Genomic DNA, 22,248 nt, shown 5'->3' with positions numbered 1-22,248 from the left:
GGCGATCTGGCCGAAGCGGACCCGTCGTCACCTCCCAATCGTCGTCACCTGCCGATATAGGCGGCCAGTTCGTCCGGCGTCCCGTTTGGGAAAGCCTGTTTCAGAAAATCCAGGAACGCCGACACGCGCGCGCTGAGCAGCCGCCGCGACGGGTAGAGCGTCCATAGAGAGATCTCCGGGCCGTCGATATCCCCCCAATTCACCAGTGTGCCGTCAGCCAGGTCGTGGGCCACCAACGAAATGGGAAGCCGTCCTGCGCCGATGCCGGCTCGCACCGCATCCCGGACCATGATGAGCGTCGACAAGGCGAGGACCGGCTCGATTCTAAGTGTTGCCCGGCCACCTGGTGTCTTCACCTGCCATGTTTGCCGCTCGCCCGTCCCGCGCGCAACGCCAGGAGCGGCGAGCCCGTCGGCCGGGCGAGGAAGGTCCGGGCTCGCGACGACGACCAGGCGGTCGTGGAGAAACGCCCGTCCGACCAGGCTTTCATCGGGATCCGGATTGACCCGGATTACCAGATCGTAGCCTTCCTCGATCATGTCGACATGCCGGTCTTCGGTGGTCACTTCAAGCCTCACCTCAGGATACCTCAGGGCAAATCCCGCAGCGATCCTCCCCATTGCAGTCTGCGAAAAATGCAAAGGCGCGCTGATCCGCAATCTGCCCTTGGGTCTCTGACCGCCCAAGGCAATCGCCGATGCCGTCTCGTCCAGCTCGGCAAGCAACGCCCCCGTCCGCTCGAAGAGCGCCCGTCCTTCTTCGGTCAGCTTCAGGTTACGCGCACCCCGTTCGAACAGACGCAGATCGAGACTGCTTTCCAATTCGCCAACGCGCCGGGACAATGTTGCTTTGGGCCGGCCGGTGGACCTTGCCGCTTTGCCGAAGCCGCCATGGCGAGCCACGAGGTTAAAATCGGCAAGGGCTAAAAGATCCATGACTGTCCCACCAGTGAGACGACGTGTCTAAAATTGCCGTCTACTGGGCTCTTTGTGAGCCACACATATTGGGGCTGTCAAGCAACCCAACAGGAGAAATTCCATGACCATTCTCGTTACCGGCGCCACCGGCAATATCGGCCGCCAAGTCGTCGAACAGCTCGCCAAGCACGGCGCCGGTGTGCGTGCTCTCGTGCGCGATCCGTCGAAAGCCAGTTTTCCGGCAGGCGTATCCGTCGCGCAAGGCGACTTTCTCGATGTCGATTCGCTGCGCAAAGCCATGTCTGGCGTTTCCACGCTGTTTCTCTTGAACGCCGTGGTGCCGGACGAATTCACCCAGGCTTTGATCGCCTTGAACGTCGCCCGATCGGCCGGCATCGAGCGGATCGTCTATCTCTCGGTGATCCACGCTGACGTCTATGTGAACGTGCCGCATTTCGCGGGCAAGTTCGGCGTCGAGCGAATGATCGAACACATGGACTTCAAAGCTACGATCTTGCGCCCGGCCTACTTCATCCAGAACGATCTGACGGTCGAAGACGTCATCACCGGCTACGGCACCTACCCAATGCCGATCGGCCCCAAGGGTCTCGCCATGATCGACGCCCGCGATATCGCCGAGATCGCCGCCCTTGAGCTGCTGCGTCGCGAACAGTCCAAGGAGCCGCTTGCGTTCGAGAGGATCAACCTCGTCGGTCCGCAGACACTGACCGGGACGGACATTGCCGCAATCTGGTCAGACGTACTCGCCCGCCCGATCAGCTACAGCGGCGACAATACGGAGGGTTTTGAGCAAAATCTCAAGCAGTTCCTGCCCGCCTGGATGGCCTACGACATGCGCCTGATGGGCGAGCGTTTCTTCACCGACGGGATGCTGCCCGAGGCCGGCGACGTCGAGCGCCTGACGGCACTTCTGGGTCGCCCACTGCGCCCGTATCGCGACTTCGCCTCGGCACTCGCTGCTTCCGTCTGACGCAAGCGCCTTCAGCACCACCAAGGCCGGCCTTCCGATGAGAACTGCCAACAGAACTCAGTAGGAACGCGGTGGCACGAACAGGCAGATCGTCTTGCCTGCGTCGAGGCCGGCCTGATGCGCGCACCAGTGGAAATCGCCGTCGGGTGAGTCCTTGACCCGCTTGTCGCTCATCGGAACGACCTCCCCCGTTCCGGCGATGACATAGCCCTCCGGCTTTTCCAGCACCTCGCCGGTATGGGTGGTGCGGCAGTCGTAGTTTGCGCAGCAGGCGAAGGGATAACTCCAGCCTTGCGGCTTCGCCGCCGTAGGCTTGGCGTCATGGGCGAAGGCGGGTGCGGTCAGCACCGCCGCAAGCATCGCGATTGCAAAGATCGGGGTCACGAACAAGGAAAACAGGAGTCGGCCAGCCGGTTGAACGGCTCTGGCCGATCGGAGAGTGGCAGCAGACATGGAAGCGTTCCTTTCAAACGAGCATCAAGCGTTTCGCTTGCCCGTTCCCGGAACGTGTCTTCCCAGTGGCCGGATCGTCAGGTCGCAGATATGCCGCGTCCGGCCATAAATGCTTTTTCTCTTCCAGCCCTCGGATGCTGGGCTGATTCCTAGGCCGGCGCAAGAAGTTGCTGCGCGAGGCCGCACATCTACGCCGCTATCTGCAACCGCTGACGAGATCCAAGGCCAGGCTCAACTCCCGGCAGACGGGCAACGAAACAACGGGATTGGCCGTATGTGGTTCCAGCCTATGCGTCGCCTGGACCGGCGATCACATGCCCTTCATATTGCGGCAAGTCGTCGGCGATGGTGAACCATGGCGCCTTGGAGCCGACGAAGATGTGCGCGGTCGGCCGGATCGTCGGATCGTCGACCAGCGTGCCCATGGCGACATGGACATAGGCGCCGTCGCGGACCAGCGAATACAGCAACGAGCCGCAGCGGCTGCAATGCGCATCGTGGCCGCTGTCATCGCCGAAATGGATGAGCCCGTGATGCCCTTCGGCAAGGGCAAGTTTCTCGCGCTCGATGCCGGCGAAGGGCTTGAAGGCGGAACCTGTGGTGCGCCGGCAGTTCGAACAATGGCAGATCGCGGCATAGACGAACTCGTCCGCCACTTCATACTGAACCGTGCCGCAAAAGCATTTGCCGGTGAGCCTGCGACTCATGGTTCCTCCTTCGCTCCCCCGCCAAGGGATGTTCTTATTCAAGTCAGCCGACTCGAAAGTGGCGGAAGCGCAGGTATCATCCATTCGCAGGCCGGCCTCAGCTGAATATGAACATATCCTAGTCGAGGTCGGCCACGGCTTCACCGGCACCACCCTCGATGCGCTGCGACAACGAGGCTTCCATGAAGTCGTCGAGGTCGCCGTCGAGCACGCTCGAGGGGCTGGTGCTCTCGACGCCGGTGCGCAGGTCCTTCACCAACTGGTAGGGCTGCAGCACATAGGAACGAATCTGGTGACCCCAGCCGATGTCGCTCTTCGACGCTTCTGTGGCATTGGCCACCGCTTCGCGCTTCTTCAGCTCTTCCTCGTAAAGGCGCGAGCGCAGCATTTCCCAGGCCTTCGCCTTGTTCTTGTGCTGCGAGCGTTCGGCCTGGCAGGCAACCGCGATGCCGGTGGCGATATGGGTGATGCGAACCGCCGAGTCCGTGGTGTTGACGTGCTGGCCGCCCGAACCGGATGAGCGGTAGGTGTCGATGCGTACATCCGATTCCGAGACGTCGATCTCGATCCTGTCATCGACGACCGGGTAGACCCAGACGCTGGAGAAGGACGTGTGGCGGCGCGCATTGCTGTCATAGGGTGAAATGCGGACCAGGCGATGAACGCCCGACTCGGTCTTCAGCCAGCCATAGGCATTGTGGCCCTTGATCAGGAGCGTGGCGGACTTGATGCCGGCCTCTTCGCCGTCATGGACTTCCAGCACTTCGACCTTGAAACGGCGACGCTCGGCCCAGCGCGTGTACATGCGCAGAAGCATCGAGGCCCAGTCCTGGCTCTCGGTGCCGCCGGCGCCGGCATGGACTTCGAGATAGGTGTCGTTGGCGTCGGCCTCGCCCGACAGCAGCGTCTCGACCTGGCGGGCCTTGGCCTCGCCCTGCATCGAGCGGAGGGCTGCTTCCGCCTCGGCGATCACGCTCTGGTCGCCCTCTTCCTCACCCAGTTCGATCAGGCCGATATTGTCTTCCAGCGCCTGAGTCAGGCTTTTGACGCCGGCGATCCCGTCTTCGAGGCCCTGGCGCTCGCGCATCAGCTTCTGCGCTTCCAGCGGATCATTCCAGAGGCTGGAATCCTCGGCGCGCACGTTCAGGTATTCAAGCCGTTTTATGGCCTGATCCCAGTCAAAGATGCCTCCTCAGCAGGGTGATCGCCTGCCTGATCTCGTCGACAATATTCTGCGTTTCCGCGCGCATGGCTGGTTGTTCTGTCCTGTTTTCGAAGTGGCGCTTGGGTCGGCGCGATACATAGGCACGGCATTGCTGCCTGTAAAGCGAAATGGGCCGGCTCAACAAGCCAGCCCATTCGACGTAAAAAATCAGGTCGTCAGTAGAGTCCGCCGCCGGGTGCCTGGATGGCTTCCGTTGCCTGCGGCGATAGCGGTCCGCCGGCGCCGTTGGACCCGTCGGCGCCCATGCCGATCACCCAATAGCTGTCGGCTGGGCCGGTGCCAGGCTTGAAGGCTTCGATGATGGTGCCGGGATCGCCCGACGCGGCACGCATGCCGGTCTTGCGGTTGATCGCGACCAGGTTCATGCCTTCCGGCACCTTGAAGTCGACATTCGGCGTGCCGTCCAGCGCAACGCGCATGAAGTCCTTGAAGATAGGTGCCGCCAGACCGCCGCCAGTGGCGCCATGGCCGAGACCGCGCGGCGTGTCGTAACCCATGTAAAGGCCGACTACGAGGTTCGGCGTATAGCCGATGAACCAGGCGTCCTTCTCGTCATTGGTCGTTCCGGTCTTGCCGGCGATGTGGCGGCCAAGCTCGGCGATGGTGGCGCCGGTGCCGCGCTGGACCACGCCTTCCATCATCGAGGTGATCTGGTAGGCCGTCATCGGATCGAGCACCTGCTCGGAATTGTCGACCAGTTCCGGTTCGGGCTGGTTGTTCCATTCGGGCGCGTTGCAGCCTTCGCAGCCGCGCTCGTCCTGCTTGAACACGGTCTTGCCGTAGCGGTCCTGGATGCGGTCGATGAGCGAGGGTTTGATCGACTTGCCGCCATTGGCCATGATCGAATAGGCCGACACCATGCGCATCACCGTCGTCTCGCCGGAGCCCAGCGCCATCGGCAGATACGGCGCCAGATGGTCGTAGACGCCGAACCTCTCGGCATACTCCACCACCAGCTTCATGCCCATGTCGTTGGCGAGCCGCACCGTCATCAAATTGCGCGACTTTTCGATGCCGGAGCGCAAGGTCGCGGGGCCGGCCACCGTGCCGTCATAGTTCTTCGGCGTCCAGGTCGTGTTGCCGCTCTGGATGGTGATCGGTCCGTCCATGATAACCGAGGCCGGCGTATAGCCATTGTCGAGCGCGGCCGAATAGACGATCGGCTTGAAGGACGATCCCGGCTGGCGCATCGCCTGCGTGGCGCGGTTGAACTCCGACTGCGCATAGGAGAAGCCGCCGACCATGGCCAGCACGCGGCCGGTATGTGGATCCATGGCGATCAGGCCGCCCTCCACTTCCGGCACCTGGCGCAACGTGTAGGCGCCTTCCGACCCTTCGTTCTTCTGCACGAAGATGACGTCGCCGGGCTGCAGTACATCGGCCGGAGACTTGGCCTTGACCGTCTTGCCATCGACCACATGGCGCATGGCAAAGCTCATGTCTTCCTTGCTGACGGCGCCTTCGACGCGTTCCTTGACGATATCGCCCGAAATCTGCCGCGTCGGCTGCAGGCCGATGGAAAGGCCGGTCGCCGAGCTGTCGAGCACGACGGCAAGCGACCATTCCGGCACGTCTTCCAGCCCCTTGACGTTGCCCAGCGCCACGCCCCAGTCGCCGGAAGCATCGATATGCGTCACCGGTCCGCGATAGCCGCGCAGCGTGTCATATTTGAGCAAGCCGTTCTGCATCGACTTGCGGGCGATGAGCTGGATCTTCGGATCGAGCGTCGTGCGCACCGAAAGGCCGCCCTCATAGAGCGCGTTCTCGCCATAGCGCGAGATGATCTGGCGGCGCACTTCCTCGGTGAAATATTCACCCGCAAACAGATAGGAGCCGTTACGACGCGGCGTCACGCCGAGCGGCTCGGCCTTGGCCTTGTCGCCTTCCTCGCGCGTCACGTAGCCGTTCTCGACCATCTGGTCGATGACCCAGTTGCGGCGCTCGATGGCGCGGTCGGCATGCTTGAAGGGATGGTAGTTGTTGGGCCCCTTCGGCAGCGACGCCAGATAGGCGGCTTCCGCGACCGTGAGTTCGTTGACCGACTTGTCGAAATAGGTCAGTGCCGCGCCCGCAACGCCATAGGCGCCGAAACCGAAGAAGATTTCGTTGAGGTAAAGCTCAAGGATGCGGTCCTTCGAATAGGCCTGCTCGATGCGGAAGGCCAGGATCATCTCCTTGATCTTGCGCTCGTAGGTCTGGTCCGAGGACAAGAGGAAGTTCTTCGCCACCTGCTGGGTGATGGTCGAGGCGCCGACCTGGCGCCTGCCCGAACCCAGATTCTGCAGGTTGACGTAGATGGCGCGGCCAAGCCCGGTGATGTCGATGCCGGGATGGTTGTAGAAATTCTTGTCCTCGGCCGACAGGAACGCCGCCTTGACCCGGTCCGGAACCGCCTGGATCGGCAGATAGAGCCGCCGTTCGCGCGCATATTCGGCCATCAACGAGCCGTCGGAAGCATGGATGCGGGTCGTCACCGGCGGCTCGTACTTGGCCAGCACCTCGTAGTCGGGCAGGTCTTTCGACAGATGGCTGATGTATATCGCCACGCCCGCGGCGACGATAAGCGCCAGCGTCGTGCCGATACCAAAGAAATAGCCGATAAGACGAATCATGCCCGCTCCAGTCCGAGGTCCGGGAATTTCCTAGACGAAGCCGCCTTTCGCGCAAGCCTTCGCAACTGTCCCGATCCGTGATGGAAAACCCATGTCGCCACCATGTGGGCAAAATACGGCAGTGCCCGGTTTAGGCATCCCCCACCTGAAATAAAAGCGCCTGGTGTTGTCGTCGTGCAACGCTGCCTCCGGTCGTGGGCGGCGGCGACCATCTCAGCCTCCGGTTCCCGTTCCCATCTTGGCGGAGGCAAACAGGGCGACGGCGTTGGTGATGCTCTGCGCCGCCTTGCCGCGCCAGTCGGCGTCGAGCAGTTGCGCTTCATCCTTGGCGTTGGAGAGATAGCCAAGTTCCACCAGCACCGACGGCACATCGGGCGCTTTCAGCACTTTGAAGCCGGCCGAACGCTGCGGATTGTTGATCAGGCCGACGCTGGTGGACAACTGGCCGACCAGAGTGTGGGCAAAGCTCATCGAGAAATTATGCGTCTCGCGGCGGATCAGGTCGATCAGTATGTCGGTGACTTCCTTGTTGTCGTCCTTGATCACCATGCCGGCGAACTGGTCGGAGAGGTTTTCGCGGTCGGCAAGCGCCTGCGCTTCCGGGTCGGATGCCTCGTCGGAGACGGTATAGACGGTGGCGCCTCTGATACCCTTGACGCGGATCGTGTCGGCATGGATCGAGATCAAAAGGTCGGCCTCGTGCTGACGGGCGATGCGCACGCGGTCATCGAGCCGCAGGAACTCGTCGGTATCGCGCGTCATGAACACGTCGTAGTTGCCGACGGCGGCGAGCTTGTCGCGCAGTTCGGTGGCGAAGGCCAGCGTCACGTTCTTCTCGATGGTGCCGTTGAGGCCTTCGGCGCCACCGTCGATGCCGCCATGGCCGGGATCGATGACGATGGTGAAGCGATGCCCGGGATTGGAGATCGGCCCTGTGCCGACCCTGGAGCCCTTGTCGGTGGAGACGGTCGAGCCAGTGGTCAGCGCCTGGTTGGCAAGGGCTTCGTCGAACTCGCGGTCGGAGGCTGCCGACATGTCGATGGCGATGCGATAGCCTGCGCCGTCCTCGTTCTTGAGCACCTCGAGCTTGTCGACCGAGAACGGCCCCTTGCCGGTCAGGATCAGCCGCGATCCCTCGCCCTGATCGCCATAACGCACCGCTTTGACCAGGCCGCGGGCCTTGGCGTCCTTCGCGCCAATGGCGAATCGGGTGCGCGGCAGGTCCACGACCAGCCGGTTGGGGCCGCGCAGCAGGAACCATTTGATGTCGGGCTCGCGGTCGAAATCGATGACGATGCGCATCTTGGTTGCGTCGCCGGCCATCTTGTAGGCGGTGGCGCCGAGTGGCGCATCGGCGGCGCGTGAAACCGGCGCAAAAGCAAGGCAAAGCGCCAGCAGCAACAGCACACCGGCAGCGCGCAGGAAACGGCCTGCACGGCCATGGCCCTTGTCTGTGATGCCCGCCAGTCCCATTTCTTTGCAGTCGCTCCCGGTTTGGCGCTTGCGCCCGCGTGGTTGGTCGAAATGCCGGTCAAGGCCGCAGACTCGATTAACGATTGGTATCCAGAGAAGGTTAACCAAGCCTTTTCATTGAGGATTAAGGCCTGTGCTTCCGTTACGGCACTGCTTTTTGCCGGCATCCGAAATCGGGGTTGCCTTCCACCCCGTCAAATCATAAAAGCGATGGTGGATCACTGCAATCCTGGAACCGCTTCTCCCGCAGCTTCCTGCTACAGGTCAGATGAAAGGCGGCTCCTTTCGCTCCAGCGAAAAGGCTTCAGGTGATCGCGACGAATTTCGCAGGTGTGCGCCCGTGGCGGGGGAATCGCCTGCGTGAGGAAAACGGCCGGGTTTGTTCCCGTGCCGGCTCTGTATGAGCAAACAAGCTGGTCCGGTTCGTCCGGGCTTTGGTTCAAAAGGTTCTGCTGGTGACGATGGCTTCAAGCGCAATCATGGAAAGGTCCGCATCAAACCGCGCCATTGTGGCTGCGGGCGGCACCGCCATGGCGCTCAAGCGGCGTCCGGCGGACATTCAGACATCCGGCACCCACATCCCAGACACGCAGCAGCGGGCTTTGCCTCGCAAGCTGCGGCTGACGGCTGCCGGGAGGAAACGAAATAATGCCCAACAAAATGCTGATAGACGCCTCCCACCCGGAGGAAACACGCGTTGTCGTTATCCGCGGTAACCGTATTGAAGAATTCGACTTTGAATCTCAGGACAAGAAGCAGCTCAAAGGAAACATCTATCTCGCCCGCGTAACGCGTGTCGAACCTTCCCTTCAGGCAGCCTTTGTCGAATATGGCGGCAACCGTCACGGTTTCCTCGCCTTCAGTGAAATTCACCCCGACTATTACCAGATCCCGGTCGCCGATCGTCAGGCTTTGCTGCGCGCTGAAGCGCAGGAAGCGGAGGAAGAGGAGAACGAGGACAATGACGGCGACGACCGCCAGAGTCGCGATCGCGGCCGGCGCGGCCGCCGGCGCGGCGGCAAGGGTCGTGAGCGCGGCGAACACAAGCGCGACGCCGGCGCCGATGATGAGAACGGCGAACATGGCGATGCCGGCAGCGATGCCGTCTCCAAAGCGCCTGCTTCCGAGCATGCCGCGGCCAATACCGCCGGGCATGACGATCATGGCGGGCATGGCGACAGCGAAGCCTCCGACGCCGAGACATCCGGGACCGAACCGTCGGAAGGCGGCCCGACATCGATCGCGGCAAGCGTCGAAGCGGATGTGATCTCCGAAGCTGTCCCTGCGGCGGAGCCGGGTGACGAAAGGTCGTCCAGCGAGGCAAGTGGCGAAGCCACCTCCGAGGACAATGATCGCGGCATGCTGGAAGAGGTGCAGTCCTCGCATCCGGACGACCACGAGATCGAATCCGTAGGCGCCGAGGATGCGCTGGAAGAGGTGCGCAGCCGCCGCAAGCCGGTGCGCCGCCAGTACAAGATTCAGGAAGTCATCAAGCGCCGGCAGATCCTGCTGGTGCAGGTGGTCAAGGAAGAGCGCGGCAACAAGGGCGCTGCACTCACCACCTATCTGTCGCTTGCCGGCCGCTATTCCGTGCTGATGCCCAACACCGCACGCGGCGGCGGCATTTCGCGCAAGATCACCAGTGCGGTCGACCGCAAGCGCCTCAAGGAGGTCGTTGCCGATCTCGAAGTGCCGCAGGGCATGGGCGTCATCCTGCGCACCGCCGGCGAAAGCCGCACCAAGGCGGAAATCAAGCGCGACTACGAATATCTGATGCGGCTTTGGGAAAACGTCCGCAATCTGACGCTGCAATCCACCGCCCCTGCCCTCGTCTATGAGGAAGGCAGCCTGATCAAGCGCTCGGTGCGCGACCTCTACAACAAGGATATTGACGAGATTCTTGTCTCCGGCGAGGAAGGCTACCGCGAGGCCAAGGATTTCATGCGCATGCTGATGCCGAGCCACGCCAAGGTGGTTCAGCCCTTCCGCGACACGACGCCGATCTTCGTGCGCAACGGCATCGAGGCGCAGCTCGACCGCATGCTGCAGCCGCAGGTGACGCTGAAGAGCGGCGGCTACATCATCATCAACCAGACCGAGGCCCTGGTCGCCATCGACGTCAATTCGGGCCGCTCCACCAAGGAGCACTCGATCGAGGACACCGCTCTCCACACCAACCTTGAAGCGGCGGAAGAGGTCGCCAGGCAATTGAGGCTGCGCGATCTCGCCGGCCTGATCGTCATCGACTTCATCGACATGGAGGAGAACCGCAACAACCGCTCCGTCGAGAAGCGGCTGAAGGATCACCTCAAGAACGACCGAGCCCGCATCCAGGTCGGCCGCATCTCACATTTCGGTCTGATGGAGATGTCGCGCCAGCGCATCCGCGCCAGCGTGCTGGAATCGACCATGAAGCCCTGCCCGCATTGCGGCGGCACCGGCCATGTGCGCTCCGATTCGTCGGTGGCGCTGATGGTGGTACGGGCGATCGAGGAATTCCTGCTCAAGGATTCGCGCAGCCACATCACGGTGCGGACCCCGGCGGCGACCGCTCTCTATGTGCTCAACCACAAGCGCGGCACGCTGGTGGAACTCGAAAGCCGCTTTGGCCTGACCATCACCGTCGAGGCCGATGATACGGTCGGTGTGCAGCACTACGCGATCTTCCGCGGCGCCATTGCCGAAAAGCCGGAAGGCTTTGTCGAAGCGCGAACCTTCCCGGCCTATGTCGAGCCGGAAGAGCCCGAGGACGAGATCGTCATCGAGGAGGAAGACGACGAGGTTGTGGTACAGGCAGAGCAGCCGCGTCAGGCGCAGCCGCAGTCGCAGCAGCAGCAGCCGAGATCGGCTGAGGACGGCGAAGGCCGCGATCGCAAGCGTCGCAAGCGCCGCAGGCGGCGCGGCGGCAAGGATCGCGAACGCGAACATGGCGATCGCGAGCATGGCGCCGAAGGTGCTTCGGTTTCGGCGGCAAGCGACGACTTTGCCGCTGAACCAGGCGATGACGATGCAACACAGCAAGACGAAGCCCAGGTTGGCGCCGTCGAAACGGTGGAAGCATCAGATGACGCCCAGGGCAAGAAGCGCCGTCGCGGCAAGCGCGGCGGCAAGCGCAATCGTCGCGAAGACGGCACGGAGACCGAAGCCGGCGAAACCGCCTCGGTGGCCGAGGCCGCTGAAGTCGGAACGGCCGCAAGCGAGCCCGTGGCAGCCGTAGCGGTTGAAGAAGCAGCGGCTCCCGCCGCGGCGAACGACGACGCTCCAGCCGAAAAGCCGAAGAAGAAGCGCGCTTCAAGGGCAAAGAAGGCTGTGGTGGAAGTCGCCGATGAGACGGCGGCCGAGGCTGCACCGGAAGCTGCCGTCGAAGCAGCCGCCCCCGCTGCGGCCGATGCCGCCACGGAAACGACAGTCGACGACGAGCCCGCCAAGGCTCGCCCGTCACGGCGCAAAGCCGTGGCCGCGGATACCTCCGCGGTGCCGGTGGTTTCCTCCAGCGTTGCTGACGAGGCAAAGTCAGAGGAAAAGCCGAAGCGCGCCGGCTGGTGGCAGCGGAAGGGCTTTTTCTAAGCTATTCAGCCGATTAAGATAGGTTCCTGACAAAAATCCCGCGCCGTTCAAACCACGGCGCGGGATATTTGCATGCGCGAATGACGGAAGGCGTCAGGGGGCGAAAATCGACCAGTTCATCATCCTGGCCAGTTTTTCCAAGGCGATCGACCCCAGCTTGGAATTGCCGTTGGCGTTCAAGCCCGGCGACCATACGGCGAGCGAAGCAACACCCGGCACGATCCCCAATATGCCACCGCCGACGCCGCTTTTGCCGGGAATGCCGACACGGAAGGCGAAATCGCCGGAGCCGTCATAGTGGCCGCAGGTCAGCATCATGGCGCCGATGCGCCGCGCCCGCTCGGCAGACACCACGGAGTGCCCGGTTGCCGGGTTTCTGCCGCCATTGGCGAGGAAGCGGCCGGCCAGCGCCAATTGCCGGCAGCTCATGGCGATGGCGCAATGGTGGAAGTACACGCCCAGCGCCAGCTCCGGTGCATGGTGGAGATTGCCGAAGGATTTCATGTAGTTGGCAAGCGCGAAGTTGCGATAGCCGGTGGCGCGTTCGGAAGCCGCGACCTCGCGGTCGATGATGATCGCTTCGTCATCAGCAAGGAACTGGATGAAGCGCAGGATTTCGCCGATCGCCTCGCGCGGCTGGTGGCCGGCAAGCAGTATGTCGGAGACGACGATGGCGCCGGCATTGATGAACGGATTGCGCGGAATGCCGTTCTCATGCTCGAGCTGCACGATCGAGTTGAACGGATTGCCCGACGGCTCGCGTCCGACACGCTGCCACAGCGCGTCGCCGACATTGCCGAGCGCCAACGTGAGCGTAAACACCTTGGAGATGGACTGGATCGAAAACGCCTGGTCGGCGTCGCCGGCGACCAGCACGCGGCCGTCATTGGTCACGGCGGCAATGCCGAATTTCTTCGGATCGACCTTGCCGAGCTGCGGAATGTAGGTGGCGACCTCGCCGCGATCGGAGCGCTCGGCCATCTCGGCGGCGATGTCGGCCAGCGCTTGTTCAAGATCCGGCATGCTCGTCCCCGCTATTTCAGCCAGCGCTCGATGCGCGCCATCGCCTCGACCATGTCGTCATGGCTGCCGGCATAGGAAAAGCGCATCGTGCGGTGTCCTGCCAGCGGATCGAAATCGCGACCGGGCGTCGCCGCCACATGCGCTTCGGCCAGCATTTTGCGCGCAAAGGCCATGCTGTCATTGGTATGCCGGGTGACATCGCAGAAAGCGTAGAAGGCACCGTCCATCGGCGCCGCCAAGGGAAATCCGAGTTCCGGAAGGCGCCGCATCAACAGCTCGCGGTTCCAGGCATAGCGCGCCTTCACTGCTTCCAGCTCTTGCGTCGCCTTGAAGGCTTCGATCGCCGCGATCTGCGACAGTTCCGGCGGCGAGATGTAGAGGCTCTGGGCGATGCGCTCGATCGGCCTCACCAGAGCTTCCGGCAGCACCATCCAGCCAATGCGCCAGCCGGTCATGCAATAATATTTCGAGAAGGAATTGATCACCGTCACGCCTGAGCCATGGGCCAGCGCAGTGGTGTCGGGCGCGGCATAGGCCAGCCGATGATAGATTTCGTCCGATATCACCGCGATGCCGAGTTCTTCGGCTGTCCTCACCAGTGCGGACAACTCGTCGGCGGGAATGACCGCACCTGTCGGATTGGCCGGGCTGGCGAACAACACGCCCTTCAGCGGTTTTTCCTGGTGCGCCGATTTCAAATGCTCGGCGTGCAGGTAGGCGTCCGTGCCGAGCTCGATCTCGACGATCTCGATGCCGAGCGCGGCCATGATGTTGCGGTAGGCCGGATAGCCGGGTGCTGCGATGGCGACGCGGTCGCCGGGATCGAACATCGCCAGGAATGCCAGATTGAAGGCGGCCGACGATCCCGTGGTCACGGCGATCCGGTTCGGCGCGACATCGATCCCGTAGTGATCGCCATAATGTCCGGCGATCGCCTTGCGCAGATCCGCCAGACCGAGCGTGTCGGTATAGCCGATGCGTCCGATCCTCAGCGCATTTGCGGCTGCTTCCCTCACGCCCACGGGCGCCGGATCGGATGGCTGGCCGACGGCCATGGAGACGACAGGCACGCCCGTCGCCTTCAGCCGGTTGGCTTCGGCCAGAATGTCCATGGCGTGAAACGGCTCGACTTCACCGCGGCGCGACAGCGAAACTACCATTTGACCTCAATCTTTCCGTCCGGCCCGCCGCTCAAAGCCATCAACCGGCGGCAGCGCCGCACAAATGCCCGATTGATGTGAGGATCACAAGTTCGCCTAGTTTCGGTGCCGTGACTTTTCATCGTTCGCGCGCTCGTTTACCAGTGGACCTCATGCAGAGCCGACCCAAATCAACGATGTCCAAATCTTCCATCAGGAAGACAGCGCGCGGCTTTGCGACGCTTTTGCTTGCCGCCGCCGTCGCTGCAACCGGCTCGGTGACGGCCTTCGCGCAGGCGGTGCCGGTCGTGCGCGATGCCGAGATCGAGGCGCTGGTGCGCGACTATGCGCGGCCGATCTTTAAGGCGGCCGGTCTTGCCAATGACGGCGTCGATATCGTTCTGGTCAACGATCAGAGCTTCAACGCCTTCGTCACCGGGCGCCGGCTGTTCATCAACACCGGCGCGCTGATGCAGGCAGAAACGCCCAACGAGATCATCGGCGTCATCGCCCATGAGGCCGGCCACATCGCAGGCGGCCATCAGCAGAAATTGCGCGACCAGCTCGAGCGCGCCAAGACCATGGCCATCATCGCCACGCTGCTTGGCGCCGGCGCCATCGTTGCCGGCGCTACCACCAACAGCCGCGGCCTTGCCGGCGCCGGCATGGGTGTCGCCGCGGGCGGCGGCGAGATGGCGCAGCGCAGCATTCTTGCCTACCAGCGCACCGAAGAGTCGACCGCCGACCGCTCTGCCATCACCTATCTCAATGCCACCGGCCAGTCCGGCATGGGCATGCTGAAGACCTTCGCCCGCTTCCAGAGCGCGCTGTCGCTTTCCGGCACGCAGGTCGATCCCTACCGCATCAGCCACCCGATGCCGCAGGAGCGCATCGCCAATCTCGAAGTGCTGGTCAAGCAGAGCCCTAACGTCGACAAGGTCGATCCGCCGGCACTGCAGCAGCGGCACGACATGATGCGCATCAAGATCGCCGCCTATATGGGCGGCCAGGCCGCCGCCACGCGGCTGATCCGCAAGGCCCCGGGCAGCCTCGCCTCGCGCTATGGCGAAGCGCAGATGGCCTATCTCTACGGCAATCTGGGTGCAGCACTGACCAAGGCCAATGCATTGATCAAGGAACAGCCGAAGAACCCCTACTTCCAGGAAATGCGCGGCGACATACTGATGAAGGCCAACAAGCCCAAGGACGCCGCGGACGCCTATGCCAAGGCGGTCAGCCTCGATCCGGTGAGGTCGGGCCTGTTGCCCGTTTCCCTCGGCCAGGCGCTGATGGCCATCGGCACGCCCGACTCGCTGAAGAAGGCGGTGGTGCAGATCAACAACGGTCTCGGGCGCGACAAGGAAAACACGGTCGGATACCGCTATCTCGCCCAGGCCTATGGCGAGCTTGGCAACATTCCGGCGGCGGAACTCGCCACCGCCGAGGGCCACTTTTATTCCGGCGATTACACGAATGCGAAAATTTTCGCCATGCGCGCGCAAAAAGACTTGAAGCGCGGCGAGCCCGGCTGGATTCGGGCGCAGGACATCATAAACTACAACCCTTCAGGCAAACTCAAGAAATGAACCTTCCGGTCGCCCGCGGCGACTAGGATAGACCGGAACCGGTAAAGAGGATGAGACGATGAACAAGGCAATATTGCTCGGCACGACGGGAGTGGCGGCTGCTCTTGCCATGCTGGCTTTCGGGTTCGTCGCCGGCAGTCCGCAGGTGGCCAAGGCCGGCACGGCGCAGACCGTGCAGACCGCCTCTGCCGACACCAAGATCGATCGCACCGAGGTCGAGGGCATTATCCGCGACTATCTCCTGAAGAACCCCGAAGTGCTGCTCGAAGTGCAGGAGGCGCTCGAGGCCAAGCAGAAGGAAGAGCAGCGCATAGCCAGCCTCGGCGTCATCGAGAAGGCCAAGTCCGAGATTTTCAACTCGACCTTCGACGGCGTCGTCGGCAATCCGAAGGGCAAGGTCACCATCGTCGAATTCTACGACTACAATTGCGGCTTCTGCAAACGCGCCATCGACGACATGCAGGCTCTGACAAAGGCCGATCCGGAGCTGCGCTTCGTGCTCAAGGAATTCCCGATCCTCGGGCCGGATTCGCAAAAGGCCAGCGTCGTCTCGATGGCTTTCCACCTGATGCATCCAGAGAAATACGGCGAGTTCCACAACGCCCTGCTCGGCGGCCAGGGCCGCGCCACCGAGGCGGCGGCCATCAAGGTTGCGCTGTCGCTAGGCGCCGATGAGGCGAAATTGCGCGAGAAGATGAAGGATCCGACCATCACCGAGGCTTTCTCCAAGACCTTCGACCTCGCCAACAAGCTGGCCATCACCGGAACGCCTTCCTACGTGGTCGGCAATGAGGTGGTGTTCGGGGCGCTCGGCCAGGAAGTGCTGGCTGAAAAGATCGAGGCGGCGAAAGCCGCGCTCTGATCTTGCACGCGAGCCTATCTCTCACGGGCACATTTCCGCCTGTTGTGGACAGTGAAAGATCGCACTTGTGCTCTTTCCGCGGGCGGCTATGCCCATTATAGAAGGCCCTGCGCGCCGGCTTGAGGCCGGCGTCGGAAAAGGTCGGCATTTTTGAAAACGATTTTCGTCCTGAACGGCCCCAACCTGAACGCGCTCGGCAAGCGCGAGCCGGGCATCTATGGCGGCAAGACGCTTGCCGCGATCGCCGACGACTGCAAGCAGGCGGGCGCCGCGCTTGGCCTCGAGATTGATTTTCGCCAGTCGAACCATGAGGGCGACCTCGTCGACTGGATCCAGGAAGCCGGCGACAAGGCAGCCGGCATCGTCATCAATCCGGGTGCCTACAGCCACACCTCGATTGCCATTCACGACGCCATCCGCGCTGTCGCGCCGCTGCCGGTCGCCGAAGTTCACCTCTCCAACATCCACGCGCGGGAACCATTCCGCCACGTCTCCATGGTCGCGCCGGTCGCTGTCGGCATGATCTGCGGGTTCGGGCCGCTTGGCTACTCGCTGGCGCTGCAGGCGCTGGCGGCACGCCTATGACCGGCCCACAAACAGAAGGCTCGAAAATGTCGATAAAGAAGACCGGTGTTGACCAGCAACTGATCCGCGATCTCGCGGGCATACTGAACGACACCAATCTCACCGAGATCGAAGTCGAGCTCGGCGACCTGAAGGTGCGCGTGTCGCGCCAGGCGCCGGCCGTCCACGCCATCGCCGCCCCGCAGGCCGGTTATGCTCCGGCAGCGCAGCAGCCCGCGGCGGGCGCGGCTGCCGCACCAGCAGTGGCCGACCCGTCCAAGAACGCGGTCCCCTCGCCGATGGTCGGCACCGCCTATCTCGCGCCCTCGCCCGACGCCAAGGCCTTCATCGAAGTCGGCCAGAAGGTCAAGGAAGGCCAGACGCTGCTGATCATCGAAGCGATGAAGACGATGAACCAGATCCCTTCGCCGCGCGCCGGCACGGTGACGGCGATCCTGTTCGAGGACGGCCAGCCGGTCGAGTACGGCATGCCGCTCGTCGTGATCGAGTAGAGCGGGCCGGATGTTCCAGAAGATCCTCATCGCCAACCGCGGCGAAATCGCGCTTCGGGTGCTGCGCGCCTGCAAGGAACTCGGCATCCAGACCGTGGTCGTGCATTCGACCGCCGACGCTGACGCCATGCATGTCAGGCTCGCCGACGAAAGCGTGTGCATCGGTCCGCCGCCGTCGCGCGACAGCTATCTCAACATCCACCAGATCGTCGCAGCCTGCGAGATCACAGGCGCCGATGCCGTGCATCCGGGCTATGGCTTCCTGTCGGAAAACGCCAAGTTCGCCGACATTCTCGCCGCCCACAACATCACCTTCATCGGCCCGTCGGGCGACCACATCCGCATCATGGGCGACAAGATCGAGGCCAAGCGCACCGCAAAGCGGCTCGGCATTCCGGTTGTGCCGGGCTCCGACGGCGCCGTCACCGATCAAAAGGAAGCCAGGCGCATTGCCGCCGAGATCGGTTATCCCGTGATCATCAAGGCATCGGCAGGCGGTGGCGGGCGCGGTATGAAGGTCGCCCTTACCGAGGCTGACCTTGAGATCGCCTTGCAGACAGCGAGCACGGAAGCGGGAGCCGCCTTCGGCGACGATGCCGTCTACATCGAGAAATACTTGGAAAAGCCGCGCCACATCGAGGTGCAGGTATTCGGCGACGGCGCCGGCCGCGGCGTGCATTTCGGCGAGCGCGACTGTTCGCTGCAACGCCGCCACCAGAAAGTCTGGGAAGAGGCGCCCTCGCCGGCCCTTAACGCCGAGGAGCGCGCCCGCATCGGCAATATCTGTGCCAAGGCCATCGCCGACCTCGGCTACTCCGGCGCAGGCACCATCGAATTCCTGTACGAGAATGGCGAGTTCTACTTCATCGAGATGAACACGCGGCTGCAGGTCGAGCATCCGGTGACGGAGGCCATCACCGGCATCGATCTCGTCCACGAACAGATCCGCGTTGCCTCCGGCGGCGGGCTTTCGGTGCGCCAGGAGGACATCAAGTTCAACGGCCACGCCATAGAATGCCGCATCAATGCCGAGGACCCGCGCACCTTCACGCCTTCGCCCGGCACGATTACGCATTTCCACACGCCTGGCGGTCTGGGCATCCGCGTCGATTCCGGTGTCTATTCCGGCTACAAGATCCCGCCCTATTATGACAGCCTGATCGGCAAGCTGATCGTGCACGGCCGCAACCGCGTCGAATGCATGATGCGGCTGCGCCGGGCGCTCGACGAGTTCGTCGTCGATGGCATCAAGACGACGCTGCCGCTGTTTCGCGACCTGGTCGGCAATGCCGATATCGCCAATGGCGACTACGACATCCACTGGCTGGAAAAGTATCTGGCCAAAGAGGAATAGCGCCCGACTTGCCGCTATGATGCCGCGATGACCCGTCCTTACGCTCCCGGCTATCGCATTCCGACCGACCTGTTGCTCAAGGCCTATGCCTCGGGCGTCTTCCCGATGGCCGAGAGCGCTTCCGACCCGGAAGTGTTCTGGGTGCGGCCGGAGACGCGCGGCATCATACCGCTCGATGGCTTCCACACGCCGAAGAGCTTGCGGAAGACAATTCGCAAGCACCCGTTCGACATCCGCTTCGATTTCGATTTCGAGGCGACGATCGACGGCTGCGCCGAAAAGCGCGAGGAGCGCCGCTCGACCTGGATCAACGCGCCGATCCGCGAAGCCTATATCGAGCTGCACCGTCTGGGGCACTGCCATTCGGTCGAGGCATGGCGCGAGGAACGGCTGGTCGGCGGCCTCTATGGCGTCTCGCTCGGTCGCGTGTTCTTCGGCGAAAGCATGTTCGCCCGGGAAACCGACGCGTCCAAGACCTGCCTGTATCATCTGGTCGAGCGGCTGAAGGCGCGCGGCTTTGCCCTGCTCGACACGCAATTCACCACCGAGCATCTCAAACGCTTCGGCGCGGTCGACGTGCCGCGCGTCAAATACGAGAAGATGTTGGCCGAGGCGCTGAAGGGCGAAGCCGTTTTTTATCCCTGATCGGAGACCGAGCGGCCGAGCCGGCTCGACCGGTGAAAGGGGTCAGCCCTTCGCGGTTTCCATCGGCGTCTGCGAATGGAACATCATCTTCCAGCCGTTGACACGGTGGACATAGCCAGTGCTGACCAGCGCCGCGTAGGGCTCGCCGTTTTCCCGTGTCGCATGAGCCTCATAGGTCAGCATGATAATGTCGCTGCCGGGCTCGATGATACCCTTGAGGTCGATCTGAAGGTCGCGCCAGCGGTTGGGCTTGGTCGCGGTCTTGGCCAGATCGGCATTGTCCATTGCCTGTGCCATCTCAGGAAATGCCACCAGGCATTCTGTGTCGACGTTGGCGGCGTAGTAAGCTTCGTCGCCCGTCCAGAACCCCTTTTCGAGTTCGAGCAGGTCGTCTTTGCTGGCCGTGATCCGTTTGCTGTCCGACATCAGAATATCCTCCAAGCGCGCAAATGCGCGGTCGTCCATGGCCCAACGCATGGTGGCCATGACGGTTCCGGAGGATCAGTTGGTGTTGGTAGCGTCAGGTTCCGTGGGGTCCGGCTGTTCGGCGGCCGGAGCAGCGGCGGGCTTTGGCTTGGACGTGTCGACCTTGGGCGTCTCGGCATTGGCCGCGTCGGGCGGCGGCACATCCGACTTCTGCTTGCAGCCCTTTAGCCAGACGTCATAGACGGCGTGCTCGACGGCGTTTAGGCCGGGGCTCTCGGCGAACATCCAGCCGGTGAAGATGCGGCGGATCTTGCGGTCGAGTGTGATTTCGTCGACTTCGACGAAGGAATCGGTCTTCGGCTCTTCATTCTCCGGCCGCGAATAGCAGATGCGCGGCGTCACCTGCAAAGCGCCGAACTGCACGGTTTCGTCGATGTAGACATCGAAGGTGATGATACGGCCGGTGATCTTGTCGATGCCGGCAAATTCGGCGACCGGATTGGTGATGCGATCGGAGATTGCGGGTGCTGCCGCAGGCGCCTGCGCCGCGGCAAACGCTGTCGGGAACATGGCGACAGCGCCAATTGCCGCCAGTCCGGCCATCGATGTCAGGCTGAAAATGTTCATGCGGAGATACCGGTGGTTTGGGCCCGGGTGATTCTGTCACGCCCAAGGCTATTCGCCGTTGTCATATCAGCAAGCAGCTAAACGCCAATTGTGGCGACAAAGGACCGGCCGGCGGTCAAGAACCAGGCGTCCACGCATCGTAGTCGCCCGTCACCTGCGGACGGTGCTGATTGGTGAGCACGGAACCCTTCGGGCGATAAGCCGCCGGTGTTCCCGTGAGGTTCGGCTCATGCGCCTTTTCCCATTCGCGCGGCCGATAGTCGTCGCTTGGCGGCGCCACATCGACGCGGTGATGCATCCAGCCGTGCCAGCCCGGAGGGATCGCCGACGCCTCCGAATAATTGGCGTAGATGATCCAGCGGCGGGTGCGGCCTTCCGAATCGACGCCGCCTTCGTAGTAGACATTGCCGGCCCCATCCTGGCCGACCTTGTTGCCGTGGCGCCAGGTGTGAAAACGGGTTCCCAGCGTCTGGCGGTTCCACCAGGTGAAAAACTGCAGAAGGAAAGTTTTCATTCAGATCCTCGCGGGCGCGCGGCGGTGGCTGTTCCCTGCTTATGGCGTCAGGCCTTGGCGAAGGCAAGGGTTTTGCGGCGCCTGCGGCACTGACGGCATGCCGAAACGCTCGGTCATTGGCCGATCCATTTCGCACCTGCGAACCGACGCTTGCCAAGCCGGCTGCGTCTTCCTAAAGCTCTCATCGCCCGGCGCTGCCGCATGACCCCGGAGGTGAGGAATGGCCTTAGCTGTCGCCAGGATCAGTGCGGAGACAATACGCGCCCGCAAGGGCGGCGTGCCGGTCGTATGCCTTACCGCTTACACCTATCCCGTCGCCCGCCTGCTCGACGATCATGTCGACCTTCTCCTGGTCGGCGACAGCGTTGCCATGGTGCTGCATGGCCACAAGACCACGCTTGGCGCGTCGCTGGAAATGATGATCGTCCATGGCCAGGCCGTGATGCGCGGCTCGGCAAAGGCCTGCGTGGTGGTCGACATGCCGGCCGGCAGCTACGAGACTTCGGCCGCGCAAGCCCTTGCCTCGGCGCGCCGCATCTCTGAGGAAACCGGCTGCCAGGCGGTGAAGCTGGAAGGCGGCGTCGAAGTCGCCCTCCAGATCGCGGCAATCGTCGCGGCCGGCATTCCTGTGATGGGCCATATCGGCTTGCAGCCGCAATCGGTGGAAAAGGACGGTGGCTACAAGATCAAGGGCCGCACCCCGGAGAATGTGGCCGCGCTCATGCGCGACGCCGACGCGGTCGCAAAGGCCGGCGCGTTTTCGCTGGTCATCGAAGGCACGGTCGAGGCCGTTGCCACCGACCTCACCCGGCGGATTGCCATTCCCACCATCGGCATCGGCGCCAGCCGCGATTGCGACGGCCAGATCCTGGTCATCGACGACATGGTCGGCCTGACGGTCGACCGGGTGCCGAAATTCGTCAAGGAATACGCCGATTTGCGCAGCGTGGTCGCCAATGCCGCCGCGCGCTACGCGGCGGAGGTGCGCAGCCGCACCTTCCCCGGGCCGGGCCACGTCTTTTCAGCCGCGAGCGACAAGGACAAGGCATGA

Annotated in this window: 20 protein-coding genes; 9 read left to right on the top strand and 11 right to left on the bottom strand. The window is 63.0% G+C overall.

Features of this window, described 5'->3' with window-relative positions:
- Window positions 1-44 precede the first annotated feature (44 nt).
- Window positions 45-935: a LysR family transcriptional regulator gene (locus NLY43_RS32355; RefSeq protein ID WP_023695362.1), complete on the bottom strand. Its 891-nt coding sequence runs from the start codon at window positions 933-935 to the stop codon at window positions 45-47.
- 103 nt (window positions 936-1,038) lie between these two features.
- Here NLY43_RS32355 and NLY43_RS32350 point away from each other — a divergent pair, with 103 nt between their 5' ends.
- On the top strand, window positions 1,039-1,908 hold the full coding sequence (locus NLY43_RS32350; protein ID WP_023710566.1) for an NmrA/HSCARG family protein: 870 nt from the start codon (window positions 1,039-1,041) through the stop codon (window positions 1,906-1,908).
- Window positions 1,909-1,965: 57 nt separating this feature from the next.
- Here NLY43_RS32350 and NLY43_RS32345 read toward each other — a convergent pair whose 3' ends face one another.
- The 5 genes from NLY43_RS32345 to NLY43_RS32325 all read right to left on the bottom strand — a co-directional run bounded on the left by NLY43_RS32345 (window position 1,966) and on the right by NLY43_RS32325 (window position 8,378).
- The gene (locus tag NLY43_RS32345) at window positions 1,966-2,361 is read right to left on the bottom strand and encodes a hypothetical protein (protein ID WP_023667474.1); all 396 of its coding nucleotides are present in this window, start codon (window positions 2,359-2,361) and stop codon (window positions 1,966-1,968) included.
- A gap of 287 nt (window positions 2,362-2,648) precedes the next feature.
- Window positions 2,649-3,068: a GFA family protein gene (locus tag NLY43_RS32340; RefSeq protein ID WP_023710567.1), complete on the bottom strand. Its 420-nt coding sequence runs from the start codon at window positions 3,066-3,068 to the stop codon at window positions 2,649-2,651.
- 118 nt (window positions 3,069-3,186) lie between these two features.
- Window positions 3,187-4,318, bottom strand: a protein-coding gene (prfB, locus tag NLY43_RS32335) for a peptide chain release factor 2 (protein WP_155922402.1) whose coding sequence is annotated in 2 segments (ribosomal slippage) — window positions 3,187-4,251 and window positions 4,253-4,318 — 1,131 coding nt in all. Because the reading frame shifts where the segments join, the coding sequence is not laid out codon by codon here.
- 130 nt (window positions 4,319-4,448) lie between these two features.
- Entirely contained in the window at window positions 4,449-6,905 is a 2,457-nt protein-coding gene (locus tag NLY43_RS32330; RefSeq protein WP_023695364.1) for a penicillin-binding protein 1A, read from the bottom strand.
- A 213-nt stretch (window positions 6,906-7,118) separates the two neighbouring features.
- Window positions 7,119-8,378, bottom strand: a complete 1,260-nt coding sequence (locus NLY43_RS32325; RefSeq protein ID WP_023710569.1) for an N-acetylmuramoyl-L-alanine amidase — start codon at window positions 8,376-8,378, stop codon at window positions 7,119-7,121.
- A gap of 648 nt (window positions 8,379-9,026) precedes the next feature.
- On the opposite strand from NLY43_RS32325, the gene NLY43_RS32320 reads away from it, so the two are divergent.
- Complete coding sequence (locus NLY43_RS32320; RefSeq protein ID WP_023710570.1) at window positions 9,027-11,945, top strand: Rne/Rng family ribonuclease; 2,919 nt, start codon at window positions 9,027-9,029, stop codon at window positions 11,943-11,945.
- 93 nt (window positions 11,946-12,038) lie between these two features.
- On the opposite strand, the gene NLY43_RS32315 is transcribed toward NLY43_RS32320, so the two are convergent.
- Together NLY43_RS32315 and NLY43_RS32310 are read right to left on the bottom strand one after the other, a co-directional pair.
- Window positions 12,039-12,968, bottom strand: coding sequence for a glutaminase (locus tag NLY43_RS32315; RefSeq protein ID WP_023710571.1), 930 nt, complete (start codon window positions 12,966-12,968; stop codon window positions 12,039-12,041).
- 11 nt (window positions 12,969-12,979) lie between these two features.
- Window positions 12,980-14,128, bottom strand: coding sequence for a pyridoxal phosphate-dependent aminotransferase (locus NLY43_RS32310; RefSeq protein WP_023710572.1), 1,149 nt, complete (start codon window positions 14,126-14,128; stop codon window positions 12,980-12,982).
- A 152-nt stretch (window positions 14,129-14,280) separates the two neighbouring features.
- Here NLY43_RS32310 and NLY43_RS32305 point away from each other — a divergent pair, with 152 nt between their 5' ends.
- The 6 genes from NLY43_RS32305 to aat all read left to right on the top strand — a co-directional run bounded on the left by NLY43_RS32305 (window position 14,281) and on the right by aat (window position 19,630).
- Window positions 14,281-15,693, top strand: coding sequence for a M48 family metalloprotease (locus NLY43_RS32305; RefSeq protein ID WP_023710573.1), 1,413 nt, complete (start codon window positions 14,281-14,283; stop codon window positions 15,691-15,693).
- Between the two features lie 58 nt (window positions 15,694-15,751).
- The gene (locus NLY43_RS32300; protein WP_023667484.1) at window positions 15,752-16,555 is read left to right on the top strand and encodes a DsbA family protein; all 804 of its coding nucleotides are present in this window, start codon (window positions 15,752-15,754) and stop codon (window positions 16,553-16,555) included.
- Window positions 16,556-16,705: 150 nt separating this feature from the next.
- The gene (aroQ, locus tag NLY43_RS32295) at window positions 16,706-17,140 is read left to right on the top strand and encodes a type II 3-dehydroquinate dehydratase (protein WP_023667485.1); all 435 of its coding nucleotides are present in this window, start codon (window positions 16,706-16,708) and stop codon (window positions 17,138-17,140) included.
- Window positions 17,141-17,166: 26 nt separating this feature from the next.
- Window positions 17,167-17,631: an acetyl-CoA carboxylase biotin carboxyl carrier protein gene (gene accB / locus NLY43_RS32290; RefSeq protein WP_023681496.1), complete on the top strand. Its 465-nt coding sequence runs from the start codon at window positions 17,167-17,169 to the stop codon at window positions 17,629-17,631.
- Window positions 17,632-17,641: 10 nt separating this feature from the next.
- Window positions 17,642-18,985 (top strand): acetyl-CoA carboxylase biotin carboxylase subunit, encoded by a 1,344-nt coding sequence (gene accC / locus NLY43_RS32285; RefSeq protein WP_023681497.1) that lies wholly within the window; start codon window positions 17,642-17,644, stop codon window positions 18,983-18,985.
- Between the two features lie 27 nt (window positions 18,986-19,012).
- Window positions 19,013-19,630, top strand: a complete 618-nt coding sequence (gene aat, locus NLY43_RS32280; protein WP_023710574.1) for a leucyl/phenylalanyl-tRNA--protein transferase — start codon at window positions 19,013-19,015, stop codon at window positions 19,628-19,630.
- A gap of 42 nt (window positions 19,631-19,672) precedes the next feature.
- Here the strand turns inward: aat and NLY43_RS32275 are convergent, their stop codons facing one another.
- The 3 genes from NLY43_RS32275 to NLY43_RS32265 form a co-directional block, all read right to left on the bottom strand.
- Entirely contained in the window at window positions 19,673-20,056 is a 384-nt protein-coding gene (locus tag NLY43_RS32275; RefSeq protein WP_023667489.1) for a hypothetical protein, read from the bottom strand.
- Window positions 20,057-20,131: 75 nt separating this feature from the next.
- Window positions 20,132-20,683, bottom strand: coding sequence for a DUF2155 domain-containing protein (locus tag NLY43_RS32270; RefSeq protein ID WP_023681499.1), 552 nt, complete (start codon window positions 20,681-20,683; stop codon window positions 20,132-20,134).
- 115 nt (window positions 20,684-20,798) lie between these two features.
- On the bottom strand, window positions 20,799-21,197 hold the full coding sequence (locus NLY43_RS32265; RefSeq protein WP_023710575.1) for an NADH:ubiquinone oxidoreductase subunit NDUFA12: 399 nt from the start codon (window positions 21,195-21,197) through the stop codon (window positions 20,799-20,801).
- Between the two features lie 220 nt (window positions 21,198-21,417).
- Here NLY43_RS32265 and panB point away from each other — a divergent pair, with 220 nt between their 5' ends.
- A complete protein-coding gene (panB, locus tag NLY43_RS32260) occupies window positions 21,418-22,248 on the top strand; it encodes a 3-methyl-2-oxobutanoate hydroxymethyltransferase (RefSeq protein WP_023710576.1) in 831 nt (276 codons plus the stop codon).

Source organism: Mesorhizobium sp. C416B, from assembly GCF_030323165.1.
Taxonomy (GTDB): domain Bacteria; phylum Pseudomonadota; class Alphaproteobacteria; order Rhizobiales; family Rhizobiaceae; genus Mesorhizobium.
The sequence above is the reverse complement of the archived record's forward strand: the minus strand, read 5'-3'. Positions and strand labels throughout refer to the sequence as shown.

Coding starts and splice junctions, on each gene's coding strand:
- aat (WP_023710574.1), top strand. CDS start 19,013: ATGACCCGTCCTTACGCTCCCGGCTATCGCATTCCGACCGACCTGTTG.
- NLY43_RS32330 (WP_023695364.1), bottom strand. CDS start 6,905: ATGATTCGTCTTATCGGCTATTTCTTTGGTATCGGCACGACGCTGGCG.
- accC (WP_023681497.1), top strand. CDS start 17,642: ATGTTCCAGAAGATCCTCATCGCCAACCGCGGCGAAATCGCGCTTCGG.
- NLY43_RS32310 (WP_023710572.1), bottom strand. CDS start 14,128: ATGGTAGTTTCGCTGTCGCGCCGCGGTGAAGTCGAGCCGTTTCACGCC.
- NLY43_RS32350 (WP_023710566.1), top strand. CDS start 1,039: ATGACCATTCTCGTTACCGGCGCCACCGGCAATATCGGCCGCCAAGTC.
- NLY43_RS32270 (WP_023681499.1), bottom strand. CDS start 20,683: ATGAACATTTTCAGCCTGACATCGATGGCCGGACTGGCGGCAATTGGC.
- accB (WP_023681496.1), top strand. CDS start 17,167: ATGTCGATAAAGAAGACCGGTGTTGACCAGCAACTGATCCGCGATCTC.
- NLY43_RS32315 (WP_023710571.1), bottom strand. CDS start 12,968: ATGCCGGATCTTGAACAAGCGCTGGCCGACATCGCCGCCGAGATGGCC.
- NLY43_RS32300 (WP_023667484.1), top strand. CDS start 15,752: ATGAACAAGGCAATATTGCTCGGCACGACGGGAGTGGCGGCTGCTCTT.
- NLY43_RS32265 (WP_023710575.1), bottom strand. CDS start 21,197: ATGAAAACTTTCCTTCTGCAGTTTTTCACCTGGTGGAACCGCCAGACG.
- NLY43_RS32355 (WP_023695362.1), bottom strand. CDS start 935: ATGGATCTTTTAGCCCTTGCCGATTTTAACCTCGTGGCTCGCCATGGC.
- NLY43_RS32340 (WP_023710567.1), bottom strand. CDS start 3,068: ATGAGTCGCAGGCTCACCGGCAAATGCTTTTGCGGCACGGTTCAGTAT.
- panB (WP_023710576.1), top strand. CDS start 21,418: ATGGCCTTAGCTGTCGCCAGGATCAGTGCGGAGACAATACGCGCCCGC.
- NLY43_RS32325 (WP_023710569.1), bottom strand. CDS start 8,378: ATGGGACTGGCGGGCATCACAGACAAGGGCCATGGCCGTGCAGGCCGT.
- NLY43_RS32275 (WP_023667489.1), bottom strand. CDS start 20,056: ATGTCGGACAGCAAACGGATCACGGCCAGCAAAGACGACCTGCTCGAA.
- NLY43_RS32320 (WP_023710570.1), top strand. CDS start 9,027: ATGCCCAACAAAATGCTGATAGACGCCTCCCACCCGGAGGAAACACGC.
- NLY43_RS32345 (WP_023667474.1), bottom strand. CDS start 2,361: ATGTCTGCTGCCACTCTCCGATCGGCCAGAGCCGTTCAACCGGCTGGC.
- NLY43_RS32305 (WP_023710573.1), top strand. CDS start 14,281: ATGCAGAGCCGACCCAAATCAACGATGTCCAAATCTTCCATCAGGAAG.